This is a genomic window from Pseudoduganella plicata, from assembly GCF_004421005.1.
In the GTDB taxonomy this organism is placed as follows: domain Bacteria; phylum Pseudomonadota; class Gammaproteobacteria; order Burkholderiales; family Burkholderiaceae_D; genus Rugamonas; species Rugamonas plicata.
Genome location: NZ_CP038026.1, coordinates 5005876 through 5031115, shown reverse-complemented (window position 1 = coordinate 5031115; position 25240 = coordinate 5005876). Strand labels below are relative to the sequence as shown.

Sequence of the window (25240 nt, the reverse complement as noted above, 5' to 3'; positions counted from 1 at the left end):
GCCCGCCCTCGCAGGTACCAGTGCAGCCAACGCGGCCAGACAAGACACGTGGCGCTTCGCCTTCACCGCCACGCCCCCGCCAGGCCACACCGCGATCCACCCCGATACGACCTACAACGACAAGACCGGTTTCGGTTTCGAGCCCGGCACCCCGGCGCAGCCAACCGCCGGGGAAAGCCAGCACTCCCCGAGATGGGTGCGAAACCATTTTTCTTCTCCGTCGCTGTCCCGGAAGGCAATCATGCCGTCACGGTGAGGTTTGGCGACGCGTTAAAGCCGTCCACCACAACGGTCAAGGCGGAGCTGCGCCGGCTGATGCTGGAAAACGTCCCGGCCGCCGCCGGCGCAATGGTCACGCGCACGTTCATCGTCAATACGCGCACGCCGCGCATCGACTGTGGCAACGGGATCGCTGCGGGTGCGGTGGACCTGAAGGCGCCGCGCGAAACGGTGCAGGAAGCGTGGAACTGGGACGGGCGCCTCACGCTCGAAGTGCACGGTCCCGTGCGCACCATCGAGATCCGGCCCGCGCACGTGTCCACCTTGTTCCTGCTGGGCGACTCCACCGTCTGCGACCAGCCGGGCGAGCCTTATGCCAGCTGGGGCCAGATGCTGCCGCGCTTCTTCAAACCCACCGTCGCCGTCGCCAACCACGGCGAATCGGGCGAAACCTACCGCGACTCGCTGGCACGGCGCCGGCTCGACAAGATCGTGAGCATCATCCGGCCGGGCGACACGGTGCTGATGCAGTTCGGGCACAACGACCAGAAGCAGATCGCGCAGGGCAACGGCGGCCCGTTCACGACGTACAAGACGGAGATCAGGACGCACGTCGAAGCAATCCGTGCGCGGGGCGGCATTCCCGTCATCGTGTCGCCGATGGAGCGGCGCGCGTTCGAGCCCAACGGCAAAGTCGTCGGTTCGCTGGCGGACTACGCACAGGCCGCAGCGCAGTCGGCGCGCGAGCTGCGTACACCTTTCATCGACCTGAACGCAATGAGCCGTCCGTTCTACGAGGCACTTGGCCCGGAACAGTCGAAGGCGGCGTTCGCACAGCCCGCACCAGGGAAGATCGACAACACGCACCACAACAACTACGGCAGCTACGAGCTGGCCAAGGCCGTGGTCGCCGGCTTGCGCAGCGCCGGCATCACCGTGGCCGAACACGTCGTCGACGGCTTTGCGTTCGACCCTGCGCGGCCCGACCCCGTCGCCGCGTTCAAGGTGCCGGCCAGTCCGCGCTACGACAACGAGCGCCCGCTGGGCGACGAGAGCAACCGGTGACGCGCACACTCGTCGGTGCGGCGCTGGCGCTATTCTGCGGCTCCTGCTGCGCGGCGGATGCGTGGATCTTCGCCTACTTCACGAAAAACGGCGAGGACGGCCTGCACCTGGCCGGCAGCACGGACGCCTACCATTGGGACAAACTGGGGGACGGCCGCAGCTTTCTGAAGCCACGAGTGGGCAAGGCAAAGCTGATGCGCGACCCGTGCATCGTGCGCGGGCCGGACGGCACGTATCACATGGTCTGGACGTCCGGCTGGAATGAAAACAATATTGGCTATGCATCCTCGCGCGACCTTGTGCACTGGTCGGCGCAGCGGGAACTGCCTGTAATGGCGCACGAGCCGGACGTCCTGAACACATGGGCGCCGGAGATCGCTTATGACGAAGCGCGCGCCGAGTTCCTGATCTTCTGGGCTTCCACGGTGCCGGGCAAGTTCGCCGCAACTGCCGGTTCGTCGGAGGAACGATACAACCACCGCATCTACTTCACAACGACGAAGGACTTCCACCAGTTCAGCCCCACGCAGCTGTTCTATGACCCTGGTTTCTCCGTCATCGACGCCACGTTTCTGCGGGCGCGCGGCAAATCCTGGCTGCTCGTCAAGGACGAAACGCGCAATCCGCCGCGCAAATACCTGCAAGTGGCCGAGGCGCCCGACCTGCGCGGGCCGTTCGGCGCCTTGAGCGTGCCGATTACGCTGCCCGGCCAGTGGGTCGAAGGCCCAACGGCCATCGAAGCCGCCGGCGACGTCATCGTCTACTACGACGCCTACATCGGCAAGCGTTACGGCGCGCTGCGCTCGCGCGACCTGCGCACATGGGAAGACGTGTCGGAGCGGATGCACATCCCGGACGAAGGCACGCCCCAGCGTATGCGCCACGGCACCGTGTTCGCCGTGCCGCCCGCGCTGTTGGAAGCCCTGCGCAAAGCGCGATCCGATCAACTAGGCGAGTGATATGCGGGCGGCGCGCGCATCGCATTGCAGAGCGCAAGGAGATCGGCTACTGTGGTTTCGGCCCGCACACGCGGCCGCTACCAACCCGTGGAGATGATTTCAAGTGCCGAACACCCAGTTGAAAAAGCCGCTGCTCGCCTGCCTGGCTGCCCTGTCCGCCCTTACCTTCCACGCGGGCGCGCAGGAAGCCCCGCCACCGCAGGAGAAGGGCCCGGCCCCGAAAGACGCGATGCTGCATGCGCTGGCCGTCAATTACGACAACCCCTATCGCGCCATGGATGCCACCGAGGTCAAGGCCGTGCTGGATCGCGTCTTCGCCTACCTGGATGCCAGCACGCCGGCGCAACTGGTCAGCAAGACGAATGGCACACCCATCGCAAGGCTGGACAAGGCCGATCCCGACGCCGTGCTGAAGCCCGGCGACTTCCGCCTGACCAGCTATGAATGGGGCGTCACCTACGCCGGCATGCTGGCCGCCGGCGCCGCCACCGGCGACGCGCGCTACACCGATTACACCGTGCGCCGGCATCGGCTGCTGGCAGAGCTCACGCGCCTGTACCTGCCCGCCGTGAAAGCTGATCCGGCCAATGCGCAGGCGCCGATCAAGAGCTTCCTCAACCCGCATGCGCTGGACGACGCGGGCGCGCTTTGCATGAGCTTCCTGAAGGCGGAGAACCTGGGGGTCGGGGTCGACTATAGCCAGATGGTGGACGTCTGCGGCTCCTTCGTCACGCAGAAGGAATACCGGCTGAAGGATGGCACGCTGGCGCGCGGCGGACCCGATGGGAAGGGCGGCGTCAAGATGCGGCCCCTGCCCGACACCCTGTGGCTGGACGACATGTTCATGGGCGTGCCGACCATCGCCCTGATGGGCAAGCATACCGGCAACGCAAAGCACTATGACGACGCCGTCAACCAGGTGCTGCAGTTCTCGAAACGGATGTTCAATCCGAAGCTGGGCATCTACATGCACGGCTATGTGGAAGGCATGAAGGATCACCCGGAGATGCACTGGGCCCGCGCCAACGGCTGGGCCATCATGGCGATGGTCGAAGTGCTGGAGGTGCTGCCGAAGAGCCACAAGGGCTACCAGGCGGTGGAAGCGCAGCTGCGCGCGCACGCGCGCGGCCTGGCCAGCTTCCAGGACAAGGACGGCCTGTGGCACCAGCTGATCGACCGGCCCGACTCGTACCTGGAAACGTCGGCCAGCGCGATCTACGCTTATGCGCTGGCGCGCGCCGTCAACCGGGGTTACCTGGACAAGGAAATGTACGGCCCGATGATCAACCTGGCATGGAACGCCGTCGCCGGCAAGGTCAATGCGAAAGGCGAGATCGAAGGCATCTGCGTCGGCACGGGCATGGCGTTCGATCCCGCGTTCTATTATTACCGGCCCGTCAGCGTGCGCGCCGCGCACGGCTACGGTCCCGTGCTGCTGGCAGGCGCGGAAGTCATCGAGATGAACCGGCGATACCGCTTCGGGCTGAACGACAGCGGTTTCATGTACCAGGGCCAGCGCTGAGGAGAGACGTATGCAACGCACCATACTTGCGGCCGCCGCGCTGCTGTTGGCCGCCGACGTCCACGCCGCCATGCAGCTGGAGCGGCTCGACCGCGGCGCTGTCGCCGTCAAGAGCAGCGCGGGAACGCTGGTCGGCTGGCGCGCGCTGGCGACCGATCCGGCCGGCCTGGCGTTCAATGTCTACCGCGATGGCCGCAGGCTGAACGCCACGCCGATCGCCCACTCCAGCAATCTCCTCGACAGCACAGGTGGCGCGGGCAGCTATGAGGTGCGCGAGGTCCGCGGCGGCAAGGAAGGTGCCGCCAGCCGGGCACTCGGCTTCGACGGCTATCTGACGGTGCCGCTGCAGCGGCCTCCCAGCGGCACCACGGCCGACGGCAAGCCCTATACCTATACGGCCAACGACGCCTCGGTGGGCGACCTCGATGGCGACGGCCGGTACGAGATGGTCCTGAAATGGGAACCCACGGCGGCGCAGGACAACTGCTGCGCGGGCCACACGGGCATCGTGCTGTTTGACGCGTATCGGCTCGACGGCACGCGGCTGTGGCGCATCGCCCTGGGACCGAACATCCGCGCCGGCGCCCACTACAGCCAGTTCCAGGTGGCCGACTTCGACGGCGACGGCAAGGCCGAGATGATCGTCAAGACGGCCGACGGCACGCGCGATGGCGTCGGCCAGGTCATTGGCGACGCGAACGCACGATGGGTTACCGATGGCGGCGAGATCGAACAGGGCGACCGCACCGACGCGCGCCGCACCGAGGACGGCAAGCTGATGGCCGGGCTGACGGGACGCATCCTGACGGGGCCGGAATACCTCAGCGTGTTCGAGGGCGCAACCGGCCGCGTACTCGACACGATCCCCTACCCTTCGCCACGCGGCGCCCATGGCGACAATCCATCACAGGAAGAAATGAAGGCCCGCTGGGGCGACGGCTATGCCAATCGCTCCGACCGCTTCCTGGCCGGCACCGCATGGCTGGACGGACGGCTGCCCAGCGCCATTTTCGCGCGCGGCTATTACGCCCGCACCACCATTGCCGCCGTCGATTTCCGCGACGGCAAACTTACCCGGCGCTGGTACTTCGATTCCGAAGCACCCGGCGCCCCGCCGGGCTATTCGGGCCAGGGCAACCACCAGTTCAGCGTGGCCGACGTGGACGGCGACGGCCGCCACGAAATCGTCTACGGCTCGATCGCGCTGGACGACGATGGCCGGCCGCTGTGGAGCATGGGGATGGGCCATGGCGACACGATGCACGTTGGCGACTTCGACCCGCGCCGCTCCGGCCTGGAGAAATTCGGCGTGCATGAAAACATGACGATGTCGCGCAACACGGGCGCAGCGATGGTCGATGCGCGCACGGGTGAGGTGTTGTGGCGCACGGCGGCCGACAAGGACACGGGCCGCGGCGTGGTCGGCGATATCGATCCCCGGTATCCAGGCACGGAAGCGTGGGCGTCGAATTCGCCGAATCTGTACGACGTGCGCGGCAACGTCATCGGCCCCGTGCACCCGCGCCAGGTCAACTTCATGGCATGGTGGGACGGCGACCTGCTGCGCGAACTGGTGGACGGTACGGGCGTCTTCAAATGGGACTGGCGCAAGGGTGAATCGACGGTGCTGCTGGACGCCGCCGGTGCCGCGTCCAATAACGGCACCAAGGCGACGCCGGCACTGCAGGCGGATCTGTTCGGCGACTGGCGCGAGGAGATCGTCTGGCGCGCGGCCGACAACAACAGCTTGCGGATTTACTCGACGTCGATCCCGACCGCGCACCGGATCACGACGTTGATGCACGATCCGCAGTACCGGGCCGCCGTGGCCTGGCAGAACACCGCGTATAACCAGCCGCCGTGGCCTTCGTTCTATATCGGCGCTCCCGCGGCAGCGGAATAGGTGTGATGCTTACCGGCCCTTCAGCCATGACCTGAACGGATCGCCCGGCAGCGTCCTCAGCACGGCGACCACGGTTGCGGCATTGAAGCGCGCGCCGGCGTCGTTGGTATGCGTGCGGGCGTCGGCAAAGAAACCGTCCACGGTCGCCGCCCCCACTTCACGATAGCCCTCCGTCACGGCCAGCGTCAGGTCGCCGAACAGGGCGCCGCCGGCTGCCGCCACCCGCCGGTCCCATTCGGCGAACTCGGCGAAATCGCGCTCCGACAGCCAGCGATCGCGGTGCGGCACGGGCGACAACAGTACGACGGTGGCCCCTTTCGCTTTCGCATCGGCCACGTAACGCGCCATGTACCAGCCAAAGGTATGGACCCGTTCCACGCTGCCGTCCGGACGCGGGTCGTCCACCGTCTCGGGACCCGTGCCGGGGCCGGAGGCGCGCCTCTTCATGGCAGGGTCGCCAATGCGGCCGCCGTCGTTATGGCCGAACTGGATCAGCACCGCGTCCCCCGGCTTCATCTGCTCCAGCACGTCGTTCCAGCGCCCTTCGGTATAAAACGTACGGCTGCTTCGGCCACCGATGGCGTGATTGACGACGTTGACTTTGGCAGTGTCGAAGTAGGGCGCGATGCGTTCGCCCCAGCCCACCATCCCGTTTGTCGCGCCGCTCTTGACGGTGGAGTCGCCAACGACGAAGAGCGTCGGCAGCGCTGGATCGGCCGGACGCCCGATACGGTTGGCCTCAACTACCGGACGCGCATCGTCGGCTGGCGCAATCGCCCGGCCTTTCTCGTTCAGGGCCGCCACCAGCGGCGGCACACCCTGTGCACGCAGGCCCGCCACGACGATTTCGGCATTCAACCGGGCGCCCGCCAGGTTAGTGTGCACCGTCTCTTCAGGCTGCACCTGCGGGAACAGCGCAATGACGGCGGCGCGGCCCATCGTGTCGTAACGGCCAGCGGCCAGGTCGTTCAGGTCGATGAAGCCAACCTTCTCCTGCCGCGCCACCTGGGCCGCCCAGCCGCCGTAATCGGCACCGGCACGGCGCACCTTGCCGTCGGCATCCCAGCGCTTGAACGGAACGGGCGAGCAGATCACCGGCGTGGCTCCCCTGGCGCGGATGTCGGCAATGAAGCGGCGCAGGTACCAGCCATACGTATGCACCGTTTCGCGCTGCCCGGTCAGCAGATTATCGATCGTTGCGGTCTCTTCACCCGTACCGCGCAGGGTACCGCGCGCGCGGCCGTCGTCGTTCACGGGACTGGCGTCGTTATGCCCGAACTGCATGACGACGACATCGCCCCGTTTTACCAGCGCCAGCGTGCGCTGCCAGTGACCGCTGGTCAGATAGGTACGGCTGGACAGTCCGCCTACCGCGCGGTTGACGACGTTGATGCGGTCCGGGTCGAAGTAGTCCGCGAGGGGACGGCCCCAGCCCCACTGGCCTGCCGCCCCCTTGCCCTGGCCGTCGTCATGGCCATTACGCACGGTGGAGTCGCCGATCAGGATCAGCGACGGTAAAGCGGGGTTGGCCGGCTCCGGCAGCGTGACCGCGGCGCGCGCGGGGTCGGTGTTCACGGCGGCAGGCAGGGCCTGCGCCCGCGCACCGCAAAAGATCAACAGGAGGGTGGCGCAGACGAGCGCCTTCAGGTAGCGGTCCATGAGTCCATTCTAGAGCAGAACATGGTCGCCGGCAGCTTGCAAAGAATCAGGAAGATGAGCAATCGGCCGGCTCGCGCGAACGCACAATTGCGCATCGATCCTCTCGCCCCTTTGCCACCATGCGCCTCCTGTCCCGCACCGTTGTTTGCGTGCTGTTGTCCGCCACGGCGGCCTATGCCGATATCGGCCAGCGCTTCCCCTCCGAGCGCAGGGTCGTTCCCGATCCTGTGACGGGCACGCCGCTGACCTTTCTCACCACGCGCGCCCACGGTGATTCGAAGATCTACCCGACGCACCCTCAGTGGACGGTGGACGGCAAATGGGTCGTGTTCCGCTCGAAGCTGGCCGGCAACGAGGCGCTCGCCGTCAATGAAGCCAGCGGCGACATCGTCCAGGTCACGCAAGGCGGCTATACGGGCATGCTGAACCTGGCCCGCAAGTCGATGAAGCTGTACTTCATGCGCCAGGATACGGCGGCGGGACGCCTGCAGGTGGTCGAAGTGGACCTGGCGGCCGTGCTGGGCCGACAGCGCCGCCGGCCGGATGAAAGCCGCCGCCGCCTACCAGCGGGTATGCGGCACCACGCCTGCGGCGCTGGATGCGGGCGGCGACATGGCGCTCGACGCGGACGAGGAATGGGTCTACTTCCGGGTCGGCGCAACGGAAGCGGCGCGCCACCTGGCGGCCGGCACGAAGATCGAACCGGACTGCGGCCCCCGCAAGATGGGCGCCGGTCCGAACGGCATCGCGCGGATGCACGTGCGCACGGGCGAGATCCGCCACGTGGTGTCGGTGCCGTTCCAGGTTGGCCATATCCAGGCCAACCTGTGGCAGCCCGGCGAGATCGTGTTCAGCTGGGAGACGGGCGGCAAATCGCCGCAGCGCACGTGGACAGTGCAGGCCGACGGCAGCGGCCTGCGCCCGCTCTACCCGGAGGCGCCGTACGAGTGGGTCACCCACGAAGCCGTCATTACGCGCGACGAAGTGGCGTTCGCCATCATGGGCCACCGCCCGATCCCGAATGGCGCAATAGCCGTCAGCGGTGCCGCCACCGATGTCGGCGGCGCCAATCCGGGGCAGGATGCCGCGTGGGGTCCGGCCGGCACGCGCGAGAAGCCGAGCGGACTGGGAATCGTCAACCTGCGCACGCGCGAGATGACGATCGCCGGGCAGACGCCCTCCGGCAGCGGCTTGTGGCACGTGCACGGCTCGGCCGACGGACGCTGGGCCGTCGGCGACGATTTTTCACGCAGCGTATGGCTGATCGACCGCCGCACGCGCGAGATGCGCCTCCTGACCACGGGCCACAAGACCACTGCCGCCGACCACCCGCACCCGACCTTCAATGCCGACGGCACCAGGATCGAGATCCAGTCGGCCATGCTGGCCGAGGACGGGCGCTCGATGAATATCGTAGTCGTGCCGGTGCCGGAGGACTGGCTGGCGCGCAAATGACCGCATCGGCGCAAGGGCGACGGCATGCGGTGACGGCACCGCGCCGCTCCGGTGCACAATAGTGTCACGATCATGCCTTACACTTCGAACTCACGCCATCAATGAAAAAGCTCGCACTCGCTCTGATGCTGCCCACACTCTCCACCTGCGCGCTGGCGCAGAATGTTTTGCCCCTGTGGCCGGAAGGCGTGCCCGGCGCACGCGCCATCGGCCCCGAACGGCACGACAACGGACGCATTGCCAACGTCAGCGAACCGGCACTGACCCTGGTCGGCCCCGCCGTCGACCGCCCCAACGGCACGGCCGTGATCGTCGCTCCGGGTGGCGGCTACGTGCGCCAGTCGGCCGACCGCGAAGGCACCCAGTACGCCACCTGGCTCAGCACCCTGGGCGTGACGACCTTCGTGCTGAAGTACCGCATGCAGGAATTCGGCCATCCGGCGCCGCTGCAGGATGTGCTGCGCGCCGTGCGGCTGCTGCGTTCGCGCGCCGCGCAATTCCATCTCGACCCGGACCGCATCGGCGTGATGGGCAGTTCCGCCGGCGGCCACCTGGCCGCCAGTGCCGGCACGCTGTTCGACCATCCGCTGGGACGCACCGGCAATGCCCTCGACAAGGTCAGCGCCCGGCCCGACTTCCTGATGCTGATGTACCCCGTCATCACGATGGACGGCCCGGCCGTGCACGCGGGGTCGCGCAAAGCACTGTTGGGCGCGAACCCGACGCTTGAGGCGGTGCAGCTGATGTCGGTGGAGCGCCAGGTCACGCCGCGCACGCCGCCGACACTGCTGATCCACACGCAGGCCGACGCTTCCGTCCCCGTGGAAAACAGCATCCTGTTCTACCAGGCGTTGACGAAGGCGCGCGTGCCGGCCGAGATGTACCTGTTCGAGCAGGGCGAACACGGCATGGGCATGCGTGACGGGCTGGCCAATGCCTCGATGTGGCCCCGCCGCGCGGAGGAATGGCTGCGCAGCCGAGGCCTGCTCACGCCTTCGGCCACCAGCGCCACTCAGGCGAAATAGAACATCGGCTGCAGCGGCCACTCGCGGGGCCGGTTGCCCGGCTCCACTTCCATGATGTCCGCCATGTGGTCCCACCAGCGGCGCATCACCGGCAGTTGCGGCAGCGCGTCGGCCGAGTGGTTCTCGCGCAGCTTCAGCACGGCGAACAGTATCAGCGTTTCCTCGTCCAGGAAGATGGAATAGTCGTGGATGCCGGCCTGCGACAGCGCTTCGGCCAGGTCCGGCCACAGTTCGTCGTGCCGGCGCCTGTACTCCGCCGCCATGCCGGGTTTCAGCTGCATCTTGAAACCGCGCTGGATCATCGCTGCACCATTCATTCGGTTACCATCCTTTTCAGTTCCGCGCCGGCCAGCATGAACGCGCCGACGCCATCGTTGTAGCTGGAAGAAGGCCCGCAGTACGCCGGCTCGGGGCCCGTTTGCGGGATGCCGCCCATCCGGCCGCCCACCAACGTTGCGGCCAACGCGGCGGCCCTTATCGTCCTTGTCGTCGTGTTCATGACTTGTCCTGCTCCTCGTAGCTCTTCTTCGAAGGATCTTCTTTCGGCCGGCGTGGGCGCACCACCACGCTCGCGGGCGGCAAACCGGTCAACTGCTGGCCGTCCTCCACCTCGATGGGCGCGCCCAGCGCCAGCCTGGCGCCCCCGACGCGCCAGTCGGCGATATCGTACAGCCAGCCGCCCTCTTTCGCCTGGATGTCCAGGTTACCGAGTCGGAAGCGCTGCAACGGCACGTCCGGGTAGCCATCCACTTCGAATGCGCGCGTGGCGCCCGTCGCCTTGATGTCGGCGATGGTGACGTCGTGCAGGTGCGCCTTGCCCTGATCGGGCGGCACAGGCGTCGCCAGCACGCGCCAGACCGGCGGCACGTCACGCACGTCGGCAGGAATGCGCGCATAGCTGTAGCTGGGGTTCCAGTTCATCGTGATGCGCAGCACGACGGCAACGTTCTTCATCGTGATGTCGTGCAGCCGCAGGTTCTCGCCGAAGCCGCCGCGCGTGTGCGCCGACTTGAACAGGATGCCCACCGGGACCTTCCCTTCCACCGTGATGTTGTACGCCTCGATGTTGCGGAAGCCCCCGGACGTCTCGCTGCCGAACGTGATGCCGGCCGCGCCCGCGCGCACGATGGAGTCGCGGATGACGACGTCCTCCGTTGGCCGCGCCACGCGCAGTCCGTCCGCGTCGCGGCCCGCCTTCATGCACAGCGCGTCGTCGTTGACGTCGATGTCCGCGTGCTGCACCAGCACCCGTTTCGACGAGTCGATATCGATGCCGTCCGTCGACGGTCCCAGGCCGTCGGAGTTGTTGCGAATGACGACACCGTCCACCGTCACATCCGCCGAGTAGCAGATGTGCAGCGTCCAGAAGCCGGAGCGGCGCAATAGCAGGCCGCCGCCTACCTTGACGTTGGCCGAATCGAAGACCTGGATCAGGCGCGGACGCGGGGCGTCGTAATCCGAGGCCCAGCGCAGGCCGCGCGGTTCGTAGGTTTTACGCAGAGTCCAGTAGCTGTCCCAGAACACCTTGCCGTCGCCGTCGATCGTTCCTTCGCCTTCGATGGCGGCCTTGCGCTGCCGGTAGACGTTAACGAGCGCGGCCGGCCACGCCATCTCGATGCCGGCGATCCGCGTCGGCATGACAGGATAGTCGCGGATGTCCTGCGACCCCAGCAGGGTGACGCCCCTGTCGAGACGCAGCGTCACGCCGCTCTTGACGAAGATCGAGCCTGTCAGATAGGTCCCCGCCGGGAAGACGACCGTGCCGCCCTCCTTTGCCGCCGCGTCGATGGCAGCCTGGATCGCCCTGGTGTTGAGCGTCCGGCCGTCCGGCTTCGCGCCGAACCGGTCGACGCTGACCGTTGCCGCCGCGGCGCCTGTCATGAGCAGCAGCGCCAGCACAGCTCCAAGTAGTTTGTTCATTGCGCGGTCACCCCACCCTGCACAACATGAAGCAGCCGAGCGCCGGCAGGCGGGCCGGTGCCCGCCCGCGCGCGATACGGGCCATCATGGGAACGGCGTCAGACGATGCCGCTGCTGGAAGCACCCGCCTTCGCCGGGCGCCGCTCGGCCGCCATCGTGCGGTAGCCACTGGCGCGATACGCCCCGACCGGGTCGGCGGCGCCGCCGGCACGCAGCCGCGCCATTGCCAGGATCGGGCTGACGTCCGTGCGGTAAGCCGCCTTGAGCGTCTGCGCAGCCTGCAGCACGTCGTTGCCTTCCTGGTGCGCGCGCAGCGCATTGCGGTCCACCAGTGCGGCCTGCACGAACGCGCGTTGCACTTCCACGGCGCTGGACATCAGGCTTTCGATGGGGTCCGTCACGTTATGCGACTGGTCCAGCATATAGGCGGGACTGAACGACGGATCGCGCTGGGCCGCGTCGGCCAGCTCGTTAAAGACGAGGAACAGCTGGAACGGGTTGATGCTGCCGGAGTCCAGGTCGTCGTCGCCGTATTTGCTGTCGTTGAAGTGGAAGCCGCCCAGCTTGCCGAACTGGGCGAGGCGCGCCACGATCATTTCGATATTGGTGTTCGGCGCGTGGTGCCCGAGGTCGACGAGGCATTTCGCTTTCGGCCCCAGCTCGGTGGCGCAAGCGAAGCTCGTGCCCCAGTCGGCGATCGTGGTCGCGTAGAACGCGGGCTCGAACAGTTTATGTTCGATGAACAGCTGCCAGTCCTGTGGCAGCGCGCCGTAGATGTCGCGCATGCTGTCCAGGTAGCGTTCCAGCGCGCCGCGCAGATTGTGCTGGCCGGGGAAGTTGGCGCCGTCGCCCACCCACACCGTCAGCGCTTTCGAGCCCAGCGCGCGGCCAAGCTCGATGCATTCGATATTGTGCGCCACCGCCTGGGCACGCACGGCGCCGCTTTGCGCCGTCAGGCTGCCGTATTTGTACGACTGTTCCTGGTTCTGCTGGTCCTGGAACGTGTTCGAGTTGACGGCATCGAACCCCAGGCCGTAGCCTTCGGCGACTTCACGCAGCGCGGCCGGATCGTCGGTGCGGTCCCACGGGAAGTGCAGCGAGACGGCCGGCGTGGCACGCGTCAGCTGGTGGATCACGGCGCAGTCTTCCATCTTCTCGAACACGTTGCGCGGTTCGCCCCGGCCAGGGAAGCGGGCGAAGCGCGTGCCGCCCGTGCCGACGCCCCAGCTGGGCACCGCAACGGCGAAGCCTTGCGCCAGCGCCGTCATCTGTTCGATATCGATGCCGCGCCGCGCCAGCATGCCGCCCAGCGCTTCATAGTCCGCCTGGACGTTCGCCTGCACCGAGGCGTTGTGTTCGGCCACGCGACCGCTGTCGATCACGGGATTCATTGCACCTGCGTTCATCATGTCTCCTTGAGTACCTGTTCTGCCGGCGGCCGCAGCCGCCTTTTATATGTTGGATTCTAGCGCGTGAACGCGCCGGCATTGCCGGCATCGACGTTGAGGATATTGCCTGTGCTTTTGGCGGCCTTGTCGCTGGCGAGGAAATACACGGCTTCGGCGATATCCTCGGGCAGCACGGACAGCTTCAGCATGCTGCGCTCGCGGTAGAACTTCTCCACGTCGTCCGCATCGATCTTGTTCGACTGCGCGCGCTCCTGCTTCCATTTGCCGTCCCAGATGCGCGAGCCGCGGATGACGGCGTCCGGATTGACGACATTGACGCGGATGCCGTGCGGCGCGCCTTCCAGCGCGATGCAACGGGCCAGGTGAATCTCGGCCGCCTTGGCGGTGCAGTAGGCCGACGCGCCGGCCGACGCCACCAGACCGTTCTTGCTGGCGACGAAGACCATGCTGCCGCCCAGCCCCTGCTGCTTCATCATGCGGAACGCGCTGCGGCTGGCAAGGAAGTACCCTTTGACGAGGATGTCCTGGTTGCGGTTCCAGACGTCCAGCGTCGTGTCTTCCAGCGGGCTCGATGAGGCGATGCCGGCATTCGAGATCAGCAGATCGACGCCGCCGAAGCGCAGCGCACAGGCCGACAGCACTTTCTCGACATGCTCTTCGCTGGTGATGTCCGCCACGACGCCGGCCACGCTGTCCTTGCCGCCCACCTTCGCCAGGTTTTCCCGCGCCTGCTCGAGCGCCTCGGCGTCGATATCGGTCAGCATCACGCACGCGCCCTCGGCCAGCAGCTGGCGTGCCACGGCCTGGCCAATGCCGCCGGCGCCGCCAGTCACCAGCGCAATGCGCCCGGCCAGGCTTTTCGGCTTCGGCATGCGCTGCAGTTTCGCTTCTTCCAGCAGCCAGTATTCGATGTCGAACGCTTCCTGTTCCGGCAGGCCGACGTAGGTGTCGACGCCATTCGCGCCGCGCATCACGTTGATTGCATTGACGTAGAACTCGCCGGCGATGCGGGCCGTGGCCTTGTCCTTGGCGAACGACAGCATGCCCACACCGGGGATCAGGTAGATGATCGGATTGGCGTCGCGCACGGCCGGGCTGTCGGCGTGCTTGCAGCGCTCGTAATAGGCCACGTAGTCGTCGCGGTAGCGTGCCAGCCCTTCATCCAGGCTGGCCGCGACCTTGTCGAAGTCGGGATGGGCAGGATCGAATTCGATCACGTACGGGCGGATCTTGGTGCGCAGGAAGTGATCGGGGCAGGAGGTGCCCAGCGCCGCCAGCGGCTGCAGATCGCGGCTGCAGACGAATTCCAGCACGGCTTCCGAATCGTCGAAGTGACCGAGCTTGTATTCCGTTTTCCCGATCTTCCCCCGCAACAGGGGCATCAGGCGAGCGGCCAGCGCGGAACGTTCGTCCGAGGGCAGCGGTGTTACGGCGGCACCGCCGAACACGGGCTGCTTCACGTTCGCGCCCAGCCATTCCTCGGCGCGCTGGATCATCGCCAGCGTGTTTTCGTAGCACGATCTGGCCGTATCGCCCCAGGTGAACAGGCCGTGCCCTTCCAGGATGATCCCTTTCAGATTCGGCTGGCCCTGAGATACCTCCTCCAGCTTCAGGCCCAGGTCGTAGCCGGGACGCTGCCACGGCAGCCAGCCCAGCTCACCTTCGAAGATGCGCTGGGTGAGCGCACGGCTGTTGGCGCAGGCGGCGATCGCGATCACGGCATCCGGGTGCATGTGATCGACGTGCTTGCGGTCGATGTAGGCATGCAGCGGCGTATCGATGCTGGCCGCGCGCGGATTCAGGTTGAACGTGCAGTGCGGCAGGTAGGCCACCATTTCGTCTTCGTTGGCCAGGCCGCGATAGCGCCCTTTGAGCGCGCGCAGCTTGTCCATGTACAGCGTCGAGAAGCCATCGAGCCTGATGCTGCCCAGGTCTCCGCCGGAGCCTTTCACCCACAGCACCTCGACCTGTTCGCCGCTGAGAGGATCTTCCATCATCACCTTGGCCGACGTATTGCCGCCGCCGAAATTGGTGATGCGCAGGTCGGAGCCCAGCAGGTTGGAGCGGTACAGCAGCAGTTCCGGCTCGCTCATGGCGGCCGCCTTCTCATCAATCCATAACGATGCGATGGGCTGTCTTTGCCGCCGTTGGTGCGCGCTGCTTTGCCCTGATTCCTGTCCTGGTTCATGCGATGCCGTCATACGTTCTCCGTCGTTGATTTGCGTTTGTTTTGCCAGGCGTTCGCCTCCCTGGCAAGCGCAGTCAGTAGAAAACAGCGGCCCTCGGGGTGTCAATGCGCAAGCGCTCAACCGGATGACCAAGAATGAATTAATCATAAGGATGATCGAAACACGCATCCGCTCACATCGGTGTGGGCAAATAGTCACGGTATTGAGCAGTTGGTGATTGACGACCGAAATTGAAGTGTTTAGCCTCTACCGTTAACAAACAGACCACTCCGGGCCAAGCCTGAGAAGTAGGATCAACATAAAGGAGACGACAATGGTTAATCACAAGCGCCGTAAACGTTTGCTGAAGCTGCTCGCCGAGCACCAGAACGCCAGTGTTCCGCAACTGGTCGAATGGCTCAGCGCTTCCCCCGCCACCGTGCGCCGCGACATCAGCTGGCTGGCGGCGCGCAATCTGTTGACGCGAACCCGCGGCGGCGCGGCCAACCTGGCGCAAAAGAAGCGCAACTTCGCCCTGACGAGCGAAACGTTCGAGCACAATATCCAGTGCTTCGCCGAGCGCAAACGGGCCATTGCCCGCTACGCTGCCGGCATGTGCGACGAAGGCGAAACCATTGTCATCAACGGCGGCACCACCACCTTCATGATGGCCGAATTCCTGGTCGATAAACACCTGAAGATCCTGACGAACTCCTTCCTGATGGCCGAGCGGCTGCTGGTCTCCAGCGAAAACGAGATCATTCTCCCCGGCGGCAAGGTCTATCGCGAGCAGAACGTGATCCTCTCCCCGTTCGACAACGACATCACGCAGCACCACTACGCAGCCAAGATGTTCATGAGCGTCTACGGCCTGTCCCTGCTGGGACTGATGGAGGCCGACCCGCTGCTGATCCAGGCCGAGAAGCGCCTGATCGGCCAGGCCGAGGAACTGATCGTGCTGGCCGACAGCTCCAAGTTTGCCAAGAAGGCGGGCCTGATCCTGTGCGGCCTCGATCGCGTTGCCACCGTCATCACCGATACGTATGCGTCCGACGCGGCCGTGCAGTTGCTGGAGCAATCCGGCGTGAAGGTCGTCACCGTCGCACCGGAAGCCGTGCCGGCGCCGCAGCCGCCGATGTCCTTCCCGTATGGCTTCGAATTCCAGGCACCGAGCCTCTACCAGACGGAGACATCCCATTGAGCCCTTTCGCATTGAACCAGAAAGCAATGAAACGCCGGACGCTGGCTGCTTCGCTGTCCCTGCTGGCATTGGGTTTGTTCGCAGGCTGCGGCGACAAGGCCGCCGCGCCGGCCGACGGCAAGATCCGCATCGCCATGGTCGTGAAAAGCCTGGGCAACGGCTTCTTCGACGCCGCCCACACGGGCGCGAACGAAGCGGCGGCGCAGCTGAAGGATGTTGAGATCATCTACACGGGGCCGACCACGCCCAGCGCGGAAGGCCAGATCGAGATCGTCAACTCCCTGATCAGCCAGAAGGTCAATGCGATCGTCATCTCCGCCAATGACCCGAACGCGCTGGTGCCCATCGCGAAGAAGGCCATGCAGCGAGGGATCAAGGTGGTGTCCTTCGACAGCGGCCTGGCGCCCGAAGGGCGGCTGATGCAGCTGAACCCATCCAGCGCCCGGCTGATCGGGCGCAAGCAGCTGGAGATGGCGAGCAGCGCCATCGGCGGTGCCGGCGAGATCGCCATCCTGTCCGCGTCGGCCCAGGCCACCAATCAGAACCTGTGGATCGACGTGATGAAGTCGGAGCTGGCCAAGCCGGAGTTCGCGAAACTGAAGCTGGTTGCCACCGTCTACGGCGACGACCAGTCGGACAAGAGCTACCGCGAGGCGCAGGGTCTGCTGCGCAGCTATCCGAACCTGAAGGCGATCATCGCCCCCACCACCGTCGGCATCAACGCGGCCGGCAAGGCGGTCGTCGACGAAAAACTGGTCGGCAAGGTGTACGTCACCGGCCTGGGGCTGCCGTCCGAAATGGCCGGTCACGTGAAGAGCGGCGCGGTCAAGGAATTCGCCATCTGGAATCCGATCGACCTGGGTTACGCGGCCACGTACGCGGCCTATGACTTCGTCAAGGGCCGGCCGGACGCCAGGGCGGGCGGCAAGGTGGATGCCGGGCGCATGGGCAGCATCGCCATCGACGCGAAAGGCGAGGCCGCGATGGCCGAGCCGTTCACGTACAACGCCTCCAACGTCGATCAATTCTCGAAGATTTTCTAACCGCCATGGCAGCGACTCTTCATGACCCGGCAGCGCCGGGAACGCCCCCGCACACCTCCGCCTCGGGCCTCGCACCTGCCCCCGTACTGCAGCTGACCGGGATCGGCAAGCGCTTCGCCGGCATCGTGGCACTCAACAAGGTAGCGCTATCCGTGTCAGCCGGCGAAGTGATGGCGCTGATCGGCGAGAACGGCGCCGGCAAGTCCACGCTCGTCAAGACGCTGACGGGCATCTATCAGCCCGACGAAGGCAGCATCCTGCTGGGCGGGCAGAGCGTCACGTTCGCCAACGCGCAGGACGCGATGGCGGCCGGGATCACCGCCGTGCACCAGGAAAGCGTGATGTTCGACGAGCTGACGGTGGCCGAGAACATCTACGTGGGCCGCCACCCCGTCAAGGGCGGCCGCGTCGACTGGGCCCGGGTGGAGCAGGAAGCGGCGCAGCTGTTCGCACGGCTGGAAGTGGCGCTGCCCGTGCGGGCGAAGGTCAAGGACCTGTCAGTCGCGCAGCGCCACTTTGTCGAGATCGCGCGGGCGTTGTCGCAGCGGGCCCGCGTCGTCATCCTCGACGAGCCCACCGCCGCGCTGTCGCAGCGCGAGATCCAGGAGCTGTACCGGATCGTGCGCCAGCTGCGCGCGGCCGGCACGGCCATCATCTTCATTACCCACAAGTTCGACGAGATTTTCGCCGTGGCGGACCGCTACACGGTGCTGCGCGACGGCCAGTACGTTTCCAGCGGCAGCATTGCCGACGTGACGGAGGCGGACCTGGTCGCCCTGATGGTGGGCCGCGCCGTGCACCAGGCCTACCCGAAAGCGGACGTGACACCCGGCCCCATGGTGCTGGAGGTGGAAAATTTCTGCCACCCGACGGAATTCGACGGCGTCAGCTTCCAGTTGCGCAGGGGTGAAATCCTGGGCTTCTACGGACTGGTCGGCGCGGGCCGCTCGGAAGTGATGCAGGCGCTGTTCGGCCTGAGCCCACAGGCACGCGGCGCCGTAAAACTGGACGGCGCCCCGGTGCGCATCGGCTGCGCGGCCGAGGCGATCCGCCATGGCATCGCCTACGTGCCTGAGGACCGCCAGCACCAGGGCGCGCACCTGACGATGCCGATCCTGCATAACATCACGTTGCCGATCCTGGACCGCATCGGCTTCTTCCTGCGCGGCCGCCGCGCCGAGGAGAGCGCCGTGGCGCGCCACTACAGCGAGCAGCTGGAGCTGAAGGCCAGCCACCTGTGCCAGCACGTGGCCGAACTCTCGGGCGGCAATCAGCAGAAGGTCGTGCTGGGCAAATGGCTGGCGACCAATCCGAAGGTGATCATCCTCGACGAGCCGACCAAGGGTATCGACATCGGCTCAAAGGCCGCCGTGCACCGTTTCATCGGCCAGCTGGTCGGCCAGGGCCTGGCCGTCATCCTCGTATCGTCCGAACTGCCCGAGGTGCTGGGACTGGCCGACCGCATCGTCGTGATGCACCAGGGTCGCGTGCAACGCGAGTTCTCCCGGTTTGAGGCCACGCCGGAAAACGTCGTTGCCGCCGCATCCGGTTGCAGCCCGGATGAAAATGCAGCCGTCCCGGAGGCCGTATGAACATGCTTAAACAACGTGAAACGCTGCTGGCCTGCTCCATCATCGTGCTGGTGTGCCTCGTGGGCCTGCGCTCGCCCGTATTCGTCAGCGCCGCCAGCCTGTCCAACCTGCTGACAGACAGCACCCTCTTGACCATGCTGGCGCTGACGCAGATGCTGGTCATCGTCACGCGCGGCGTCGACCTGTCCGTGGCGTCGAACCTGGCGCTGTCCGGAATGATGGCCGCGCTGCTGGCGTCGCGCCATCCCGCCCTGCCACTGGTCACAGTAGTGCTGGCCGCCACCGCCATCGGCCTCGTGCTGGGCCTCGTCAACGGCTGGCTGATCGGCTACCTCGAGCTGCCGCCCATTGTCGTCACGCTTGGCACAATGAGCGTCTATCGCGGCCTCGTGTTCGTGCTGTCCGGCGGCGCATGGGTGTCGTCGCATCAGATGCCGCAGGACTTCATCGCGTTCCCGCTGACGCGCTTCCTCGGCATCACGCACCTCGTCTGGATCGCGGCTGTCGCCGTGCTGGCGGCGTGGTTCATTGCGCGCCACAGCCGCTTCGGCCGCGACCTGTATGCCGTCGGCAATGCGCCGTCGTGCGCCCGCTATGTCGGGATCCCGATGGCGCGCCGGCTGCTGTGGACCTATGGCCTGTCCGGCGCCATGGCCGGCCTGTGCGGCTTTCTGTGGGTGGCGCGCTATGCCGTCGCCTATACGGAGATCGCCTACGGCTTTGAATTCACCGTGATCGCCGCCTGCGTCATCGGCGGCATCAGCATCGCCGGCGGCACGGGCAGCGTCACGGGTGCCGTGCTGGGTGCGCTGTTCCTCGCCGTGATCGGCAACGCGCTGCCCGTCGTACAGGTGTCGCCGTTCTGGCAAAGCGCGCTGACGGGCCTCGTCATCCTTGCCGCGGTGCTGATCAATGCCCGCGACGCCAAGCATGCCGGACGCCAGATCCTGCCCCTGCACCTGCTGCAACGGGGTGCCGCATGAACTCATCGACCGCCAACATGACCAGCACCCACAGCTCGCGCTACACGATCCTCGACCGGCCCGGCTTCCGCCCCTATGCCCTGCTGGGCAAATGGGAGACGCTGCTGGCCCTTCTCTTCGTGGCCGCGTTCCTCGTCAACGGCATCCTCGTGCCGAACTTCCTCGATCCGTACAACCTCGCCGACGGCACGTTCAACTTCAGCGAGAAGGCACTGATCGCACTGCCGATGGCGCTGTTGATCATCTGCCGCGAGATCGACATCTCCGTGTCCGGCATCCTGGCGCTGTGTTCCGTCGCCCTCGGCCTGGCCAACACCCATGGCGTGCCACCGGCGCTGCTGCTGCCCGTCGCGCTGGCGGCCGGCACGGCCTGCGGCCTGCTGAACGGTGTACTGGTGACGCGCTTCGCGCTGCCTTCCATCGTTGTCACCATCGGCACCGTCTCGCTGTTCCGGGGCCTGGCCAGTGTGGTGTTGGGCGACAAGGCCTTTACCGGCTACCCGCAACTGATGGCCGACTGGGGGCAAGGCTACTTCTTCGACGTGATCCCCCGCGAATTCGTCGTGCTGCTGGCGTTCGCGGCACTGTTCGCCGTCGTGCTGCATGCGACGCGCTGGGGCCGGCGCATCTACGCCATTGGCAACAACCCCGTCGCGGCGCGTTTTGCCGGCATCGAAGTCGATCGCTACCGCCTCGTGCTGTTCATGCTGACGGGCGCCATGGCGGGCCTGGCGGCATACCTGCTGACGGGTCGCATCGGCAGCACGCGGCCCAATATCGCCATGGGCTGGGAGCTGGAAGTGATCACGATGGTGATCCTCGGCGGCGTCAGTATCGCCGGCGGCGCCGGCACCATCGGCGGCGTGCTGCTGGCCGTGCTGACGCTGGGCACCGTGACGTACGGCCTGTCGCTGGCGAACGTGCCGGGCATCTACATGACGATCGTGATCGGCCTGCTGCTGCTCGTGACGATTGCCGTGCCACGGCTGCTGCGCGGGCGCAAGGTGGCGAAATGACGGCGACCGTCGTTCTCGATATCGGCAAGACCAACGTCAAGCTGGCACTGATCGATGCCGACGGCCGCCAGCTGGCCGAGCGGCGCCGCGCCAATGCCGTGCTGCGCGACGGCCCCTATCCGCACCACGACACGGAAGGCATCTGGCACTGGATGCTCGACGGTCTGGGCGAGTTCGCCACCATGGCGGCCATCGATGCCATCGTGCCCGTCACGCACGGGGCGACAGCCGCCCTGGTCGATGACGACGGCCTGACGCTGCCGATCCCGGACTACGAGCACGAACCGGCCGTCCCGCTGGCGCAGTATCTCGCCGTGCGGCCGGCCTATGCAGACACGCGCTCGCCGCGCCTGCCGGCGGGCTTGAACCTGGGCCGGCAACTGGCATGGCTGGCGACGGCGTACCCGATCGAATTCGCGCGCACGCGCCACATTCTCATGTATCCGCAATACTGGGCGTGGCGGCTGTGTGGCGTGGCCGCCGGCGAAGTGACGTCGCTGGGCTGCCATACTGACCTGTGGGATCCGGCGCGCCAGCAGTATTCGGGGCTGGTCGACAAGATGGGCTGGCAGGACCTGCTGCCGCCGCTGCGCCGCGCCTGGGACACGCTCGGCACGATCCTGCCCGCGCTGGCCGCGCAGACCGGATTGCCTGCCGGCTGCCGCGTCGTCTGCGGCATTCACGACAGCAATGCATCGCTGCTGCGTCATCTGGGCGGCTCCGATGGTCCCGCCGTGCTGTCCACGGGGACGTGGGTCATTGCCGCGGCACCTGGCAAGCCGCTGGACGGCTTGCGCGAGGAAGCGGACATGCTGGCCAATACCAGCGCGTCGGGCCACGCCGTGCCCAGCATGCGATTCATGGGCGGACGCGAATTCGCCGAGCTGGCGGGCGCCAACCCGGTATCCTGCGACGCCGCTGCGCTGCAACGCATGATCGACGGCGGCACATACGCGTTGCCCGGCTTTGCCGGCGCCGGCGGACCGTTTGCCGGCCGTGCCGGCAGCGTCGCCGGTCCGGCGCCCGTCAACGACAAGGAGCGCTGCGCGCTGGCCACACTGTACTGCGTGCTGATGAGCGACTACTGCCTGTCGGCCCTGGGCGCCGATGGCGCCATTGTCGTCGAAGGCAGCTTTACGAATAACCCGCACTTCGCGCCGCTGCTGGCGGCCCTGCGGCCAGGCCAATCCGTCGCCGTGACCGACGATGCCAGCGGCACCACGTGCGGCGGCTGGATGCTGGCCCATTGGGGCAGCGTGCCACGGGCGCGGTCGGCCATTGCGGCGCCGCTCCGTCTCGACCGCTGGGTGGCTTACCGCGATGCGTGGCTGCACCGCCTGAACTGATACACGTGCCGCCCCTGCCGATGGCTTAAGGCGTGGCAGGCTTCGCGGGCAGATCCAGGCTGCGGCCCAGGAACTCCAGCATTCCCGCCGCAATGTCCTGGCCGTGCGTTTCGATGGCGAAGTGGCCGGTGTCGAGGAAGCGCACCTCGGCGTTCGGGTTGTCGCGCCGGAACGCCTCGGCGCCGGCCGGCGTGAAGAACGGATCGTTCTTCCCCCAGATTGCGAGCAGCGGCGGCTGGTAGCGCCGGAAGAAGTCGTGCAGCTGCGCATACTGGCGGATATTCTGGCCGTAGTCGAGCAGCAGATCCATCTGCGCCTCGACGCCGATGCGCTCGATCGCCGCATGGGCCAGCTGGTAGGTCTCCGGCGCGATCAGCGACGTGTCGCTCACGCCCTCCGTGTACTGCCACTTCGTCATCTCGAGCGTGTTGAATCGGCGCAGCGCCTCGCGGTTCGCCGCCGTGGGCGCCGCCCATGCCTTGCGCATGTCCGCCCAGCCGGCGCTCAGGCCCTCCTCATAGCCGTTACCGTTCTGGCTGACGATCGCCGCAATCCTGTGCGGGTTCCTGACCGCCAGCCGCCAGCCCACCGGCGCACCGTAATCGAACACGTACATGGCGTAGCGCTCCATGCCTTTCGCGACGGTGAAGGCGTCGATCACGGCAGCGAGGTTGTCGAACGTGTAGCGGAACGCCACGCCCGGCATGACGGACGTCTGCCCGAAGCCCGGCAAGTCGGGGGCGACCACGTGGTACTTCACGGCCAGCCGCGGGATCAGCTCGCGGAACATGTACGACGAAGCGCCGAATCCGTGCAGCAACAGGACGGTCGGGGCCTGTGCGGGGCCAGCCTCGCGGTAGAACACGGTCACCCCCTGGATATCGATTGTCCTGTGGTGGACCTGCACGGGACTGTCGACGGCATTGGCGTTAAAGGCGGTGGCAAGGGTGGCGGCGGCGAGCAGCGTATTTTGTGCGGTCATGTGATTCCCCTGGTGTAAAGGCGGTCGGATTAAATAACCTGTATAATTTAGCTTAACAGGTTACTGTGAGCCCAGTATGCGCGGCACAAAATAACCTGTCAACTCAATTTTTACAGGTTACGAAATGAAGGATTCGGCAGTGTCGGATGACGGCGGCATAAGCGTGGCGCCAATCGTAGGCGACCATCTGGCGCTCGATCTGCTCAATACGCAGGCGCGCAACGACGGCGCGACCGTCGATTACTGGAACAGCGGCGACGACGTACTGGATTGGCTGGCGCGGCATGATATCGCTCCAAAAACCGGCGCGATCGACCGCAATGCGTTGCTGACGCGCGCGAAAGCGCTGCGCGCGCTGGCGCACAGGTTGATCGTCCAGCGCAAGGAGAACACGATGGGCGATATCGACGGCCTGAACGAGTATCTGCACGCCTGCCTCAGCGCGCCGCATCTGGAGCGCGACGGAGCGGGCAATCTGGTGCTGACCCGCACGCAGCGCGGCACGACGCTGGCGGCATTGCTCGGCCCCGTTGCCGAAGCGGTAGCGGGCCTGCTGGCGGAAGGCGATTTCGCCCTCGTCAGGCAATGCGAGCACCCCGACTGCGTGTTGTGGTTCTACGACCGCACGAAGGCGCACAAGCGGCGCTGGTGCAGCATGGCCCTGTGCGGCAACCGCTACAAGGCGGCCCAGTTCAGGAAACGCAGCAGCAGCTGACCCCGTTTTTTTGACCCCGTTTCTTTTACCTCATTTTTTTCAGTCGGCGACGGGATTACCGAAGTCGGGCGTCCCGTCGGCGCGCCAGTCGATTGCCTGCGCGCGCGTGTGCCGGTCCGGGTTTTTCAACGGATCGCCGACGATGTCGCGGTAGTTGCGCGCATGGTAGACGAGGATGTCGGTCTTGCCGTCCGGCGTCGTCGTAAACGCGTTGTGGCCTGGTCCGTACTGGCGGTTGGCGGCGCTGCTGGCGAAGACCGGCTGCGGCGACTTGGTCCAGGATCGCGCATCCAGCAGGTCGGCACCGGCGGACGCCGTCAGCATGCCCAGCGCATAGCTGGCGTCCGTCGCACTGGCCGAATAGGTGAGGAACACGCGGCCGTTCTTCACCAGCACGGCGGGTGCTTCGTTGACGTCGTGCTTCACCTTCTCCCACGGGTAGTCCGGCTGCGACAGCAGCGTCGCGCGGCCGGCGATGGACAGTGGCGTGTCCATGCGCGCAATGTAGATCGCGGTGACCTGCTTCGGGCTGTTAGGCGGACGCTGCGTCCAGACCAGATAGCGTTTTCCCTCCAGCGCGAACGTCGTGGCGTCGAGGGAGAACGATTCCCAGCCTGTCTTCAGCTGGCCCCGTTCGATCCACTGTCCGGCGAACGGATCGTCCGATGCGTTCTCCAGGACGTACAGGCGGATGTCCCAGATGGCATCCGCGCGCCCGGCCGTGAAGTACAGGTACCACTTGCCGTCGATGCGGTGCAGCTCGGGCGCCCAGATGTGATGGCTCATGGGACCTTCCGCATGCTTGCGCCACACCACCCTGGACTCGGCCGCGCCCAATGCGTCGAGGCTGCGCGCACGCCGCAGCTCGATGCGGTCGTATTCGGGCACCGTGGCCGTGAAGTAGTAGTGGCCGTCGGGCTGCAGCGTCACGTGCGGGTCGGCGCGCTGCCGCACCAACGGATTGTCGAATGTGGCAGCGGCATCGGCGGCGACGGCTACGGATGCGAACAACACCGCGAGCACGAGGCCCGCGGCGCCGGAGACAGACTGGCGCATGG

Annotated in this window: 21 protein-coding genes; 13 read left to right on the top strand and 8 right to left on the bottom strand. The window is 66.3% G+C overall.

The window, feature by feature from the left end; genetic code table 11:
* Positions 1–192: 192 nt before the first annotated feature.
* The 4 genes from E1742_RS22160 to E1742_RS22145 all read left to right on the top strand — a co-directional run bounded on the left by E1742_RS22160 (position 193) and on the right by E1742_RS22145 (position 5668).
* Positions 193–1284: a rhamnogalacturonan acetylesterase gene (locus E1742_RS22160; protein WP_134387276.1), complete on the top strand. Its 1092-nt coding sequence runs from the start codon at positions 193–195 to the stop codon at positions 1282–1284.
* Entirely contained in the window at positions 1281–2243 is a 963-nt protein-coding gene (locus tag E1742_RS22155) for a glycoside hydrolase family 43 protein (protein WP_134387275.1), read from the top strand. Before E1742_RS22160 ends, E1742_RS22155 begins: the two co-directional genes overlap by 4 nt.
* A 103-nt stretch (positions 2244–2346) precedes the next feature.
* A complete protein-coding gene (locus E1742_RS22150) occupies positions 2347–3765 on the top strand; it encodes a glycoside hydrolase family 88/105 protein (protein WP_229466234.1) in 1419 nt (472 codons plus the stop codon).
* A gap of 10 nt (positions 3766–3775) precedes the next feature.
* Positions 3776–5668, top strand: a complete 1893-nt coding sequence (locus E1742_RS22145; RefSeq protein ID WP_134387274.1) for a rhamnogalacturonan lyase — start codon at positions 3776–3778, stop codon at positions 5666–5668.
* A 9-nt stretch (positions 5669–5677) separates the two neighbouring features.
* Here E1742_RS22145 and E1742_RS22140 read toward each other — a convergent pair whose 3' ends face one another.
* A complete protein-coding gene (locus tag E1742_RS22140) occupies positions 5678–7327 on the bottom strand; it encodes a rhamnogalacturonan acetylesterase (protein WP_134387273.1) in 1650 nt (549 codons plus the stop codon).
* Positions 7328–7870: 543 nt separating this feature from the next.
* On the opposite strand from E1742_RS22140, the gene E1742_RS22135 reads away from it, so the two are divergent.
* The gene (locus E1742_RS22135) at positions 7871–8782 is read left to right on the top strand and encodes a hypothetical protein (protein ID WP_229466232.1); all 912 of its coding nucleotides are present in this window, start codon (positions 7871–7873) and stop codon (positions 8780–8782) included.
* Between the two features lie 101 nt (positions 8783–8883).
* A complete protein-coding gene (locus tag E1742_RS22130; RefSeq protein ID WP_134387272.1) occupies positions 8884–9807 on the top strand; it encodes an alpha/beta hydrolase in 924 nt (307 codons plus the stop codon).
* Here E1742_RS22130 and E1742_RS22125 read toward each other — a convergent pair.
* The 5 genes from E1742_RS22125 to E1742_RS22105 form a co-directional block, all read right to left on the bottom strand.
* Positions 9795–10124, bottom strand: coding sequence for an L-rhamnose mutarotase (locus E1742_RS22125; RefSeq protein ID WP_206076698.1), 330 nt, complete (start codon positions 10122–10124; stop codon positions 9795–9797). The two genes, E1742_RS22130 and E1742_RS22125, sit on opposite strands and share 13 nt — an antisense overlap.
* Entirely contained in the window at positions 10121–10306 is a 186-nt protein-coding gene (locus tag E1742_RS22120; RefSeq protein ID WP_189568670.1) for a hypothetical protein, read from the bottom strand. Before E1742_RS22120 ends, E1742_RS22125 begins: the two co-directional genes overlap by 4 nt.
* Positions 10303–11727, bottom strand: coding sequence for a glycoside hydrolase family 28 protein (locus tag E1742_RS22115; RefSeq protein WP_134387271.1), 1425 nt, complete (start codon positions 11725–11727; stop codon positions 10303–10305). Before E1742_RS22115 ends, E1742_RS22120 begins: the two co-directional genes overlap by 4 nt.
* A 98-nt stretch (positions 11728–11825) precedes the next feature.
* Positions 11826–13118 carry an L-rhamnose catabolism isomerase gene (rhaI, locus tag E1742_RS22110; RefSeq protein ID WP_134388282.1) on the bottom strand — a complete coding sequence of 431 codons (1293 nt, stop codon included), beginning with the start codon at positions 13116–13118 and terminating at the stop codon, positions 11826–11828.
* 74 nt (positions 13119–13192) lie between these two features.
* On the bottom strand, positions 13193–15337 hold the full coding sequence (locus E1742_RS22105) for a bifunctional rhamnulose-1-phosphate aldolase/short-chain dehydrogenase (RefSeq protein WP_134387270.1): 2145 nt from the start codon (positions 15335–15337) through the stop codon (positions 13193–13195).
* Positions 15338–15638: 301 nt separating this feature from the next.
* Here E1742_RS22105 and E1742_RS22100 point away from each other — a divergent pair, with 301 nt between their 5' ends.
* Genes E1742_RS22100 through E1742_RS22075 form a run of 6 tightly spaced genes read left to right on the top strand, consistent with a single transcriptional unit; the run spans position 15639 to position 22485 of the window.
* The gene (locus E1742_RS22100; RefSeq protein ID WP_134387269.1) at positions 15639–16505 is read left to right on the top strand and encodes a DeoR/GlpR family DNA-binding transcription regulator; all 867 of its coding nucleotides are present in this window, start codon (positions 15639–15641) and stop codon (positions 16503–16505) included.
* Between the two features lie 26 nt (positions 16506–16531).
* Positions 16532–17548 carry a rhamnose ABC transporter substrate-binding protein gene (rhaS, locus tag E1742_RS22095; RefSeq protein ID WP_134387268.1) on the top strand — a complete coding sequence of 339 codons (1017 nt, stop codon included), beginning with the start codon at positions 16532–16534 and terminating at the stop codon, positions 17546–17548.
* Positions 17549–17553: 5 nt separating this feature from the next.
* Positions 17554–19140: a sugar ABC transporter ATP-binding protein gene (locus E1742_RS22090; protein ID WP_134387267.1), complete on the top strand. Its 1587-nt coding sequence runs from the start codon at positions 17554–17556 to the stop codon at positions 19138–19140.
* Positions 19137–20123, top strand: coding sequence for an ABC transporter permease (locus tag E1742_RS22085; RefSeq protein ID WP_134387266.1), 987 nt, complete (start codon positions 19137–19139; stop codon positions 20121–20123). The genes E1742_RS22090 and E1742_RS22085 overlap by 4 nt, the downstream gene beginning before the upstream one ends.
* Positions 20120–21139 carry an ABC transporter permease gene (locus tag E1742_RS22080; RefSeq protein WP_134387265.1) on the top strand — a complete coding sequence of 340 codons (1020 nt, stop codon included), beginning with the start codon at positions 20120–20122 and terminating at the stop codon, positions 21137–21139. Before E1742_RS22085 ends, E1742_RS22080 begins: the two co-directional genes overlap by 4 nt.
* The gene (locus E1742_RS22075; protein WP_134387264.1) at positions 21136–22485 is read left to right on the top strand and encodes an FGGY-family carbohydrate kinase; all 1350 of its coding nucleotides are present in this window, start codon (positions 21136–21138) and stop codon (positions 22483–22485) included. The genes E1742_RS22080 and E1742_RS22075 overlap by 4 nt, the downstream gene beginning before the upstream one ends.
* Before the next feature lie 25 nt (positions 22486–22510).
* Here E1742_RS22075 and E1742_RS22070 read toward each other — a convergent pair whose 3' ends face one another.
* On the bottom strand, positions 22511–23467 hold the full coding sequence (locus E1742_RS22070; protein ID WP_134387263.1) for an alpha/beta fold hydrolase: 957 nt from the start codon (positions 23465–23467) through the stop codon (positions 22511–22513).
* Positions 23468–23630: 163 nt separating this feature from the next.
* On the opposite strand from E1742_RS22070, the gene E1742_RS22065 reads away from it, so the two are divergent.
* Positions 23631–24182: a CGNR zinc finger domain-containing protein gene (locus E1742_RS22065; RefSeq protein WP_229466228.1), complete on the top strand. Its 552-nt coding sequence runs from the start codon at positions 23631–23633 to the stop codon at positions 24180–24182.
* Positions 24183–24221: 39 nt separating this feature from the next.
* Here E1742_RS22065 and E1742_RS22060 read toward each other — a convergent pair whose 3' ends face one another.
* Positions 24222–25238 carry a glycoside hydrolase family 43 protein gene (locus E1742_RS22060; protein ID WP_134387261.1) on the bottom strand — a complete coding sequence of 339 codons (1017 nt, stop codon included), beginning with the start codon at positions 25236–25238 and terminating at the stop codon, positions 24222–24224.
* Positions 25239–25240 lie beyond the last annotated feature (2 nt).

Excerpts from the sequence above, each read along its gene's own strand:
- E1742_RS22160 (WP_134387276.1), top strand. The coding sequence starts at position 193 with ATGGGTGCGAAACCATTTTTCTTCTCCGTCGCTGTCCCGGAAGGCAAT.
- E1742_RS22145 (WP_134387274.1), top strand. The coding sequence starts at position 3,776 with ATGCAACGCACCATACTTGCGGCCGCCGCGCTGCTGTTGGCCGCCGAC.
- E1742_RS22140 (WP_134387273.1), bottom strand. The coding sequence starts at position 7,327 with ATGGACCGCTACCTGAAGGCGCTCGTCTGCGCCACCCTCCTGTTGATC.
- E1742_RS22135 (WP_229466232.1), top strand. The coding sequence starts at position 7,871 with ATGAAAGCCGCCGCCGCCTACCAGCGGGTATGCGGCACCACGCCTGCG.
- E1742_RS22130 (WP_134387272.1), top strand. The coding sequence starts at position 8,884 with ATGAAAAAGCTCGCACTCGCTCTGATGCTGCCCACACTCTCCACCTGC.
- E1742_RS22125 (WP_206076698.1), bottom strand. The coding sequence starts at position 10,124 with ATGAATGGTGCAGCGATGATCCAGCGCGGTTTCAAGATGCAGCTGAAA.
- E1742_RS22120 (WP_189568670.1), bottom strand. The coding sequence starts at position 10,306 with ATGAACACGACGACAAGGACGATAAGGGCCGCCGCGTTGGCCGCAACG.
- E1742_RS22115 (WP_134387271.1), bottom strand. The coding sequence starts at position 11,727 with ATGAACAAACTACTTGGAGCTGTGCTGGCGCTGCTGCTCATGACAGGC.
- rhaI (WP_134388282.1), bottom strand. The coding sequence starts at position 13,118 with ATGAATCCCGTGATCGACAGCGGTCGCGTGGCCGAACACAACGCCTCG.
- E1742_RS22105 (WP_134387270.1), bottom strand. The coding sequence starts at position 15,337 with ATGACGGCATCGCATGAACCAGGACAGGAATCAGGGCAAAGCAGCGCG.
- E1742_RS22100 (WP_134387269.1), top strand. The coding sequence starts at position 15,639 with ATGGTTAATCACAAGCGCCGTAAACGTTTGCTGAAGCTGCTCGCCGAG.
- rhaS (WP_134387268.1), top strand. The coding sequence starts at position 16,532 with ATGAAACGCCGGACGCTGGCTGCTTCGCTGTCCCTGCTGGCATTGGGT.
- E1742_RS22090 (WP_134387267.1), top strand. The coding sequence starts at position 17,554 with ATGGCAGCGACTCTTCATGACCCGGCAGCGCCGGGAACGCCCCCGCAC.
- E1742_RS22085 (WP_134387266.1), top strand. The coding sequence starts at position 19,137 with ATGAACATGCTTAAACAACGTGAAACGCTGCTGGCCTGCTCCATCATC.
- E1742_RS22080 (WP_134387265.1), top strand. The coding sequence starts at position 20,120 with ATGAACTCATCGACCGCCAACATGACCAGCACCCACAGCTCGCGCTAC.
- E1742_RS22075 (WP_134387264.1), top strand. The coding sequence starts at position 21,136 with ATGACGGCGACCGTCGTTCTCGATATCGGCAAGACCAACGTCAAGCTG.
- E1742_RS22070 (WP_134387263.1), bottom strand. The coding sequence starts at position 23,467 with ATGACCGCACAAAATACGCTGCTCGCCGCCGCCACCCTTGCCACCGCC.
- E1742_RS22060 (WP_134387261.1), bottom strand. The coding sequence starts at position 25,238 with ATGCGCCAGTCTGTCTCCGGCGCCGCGGGCCTCGTGCTCGCGGTGTTG.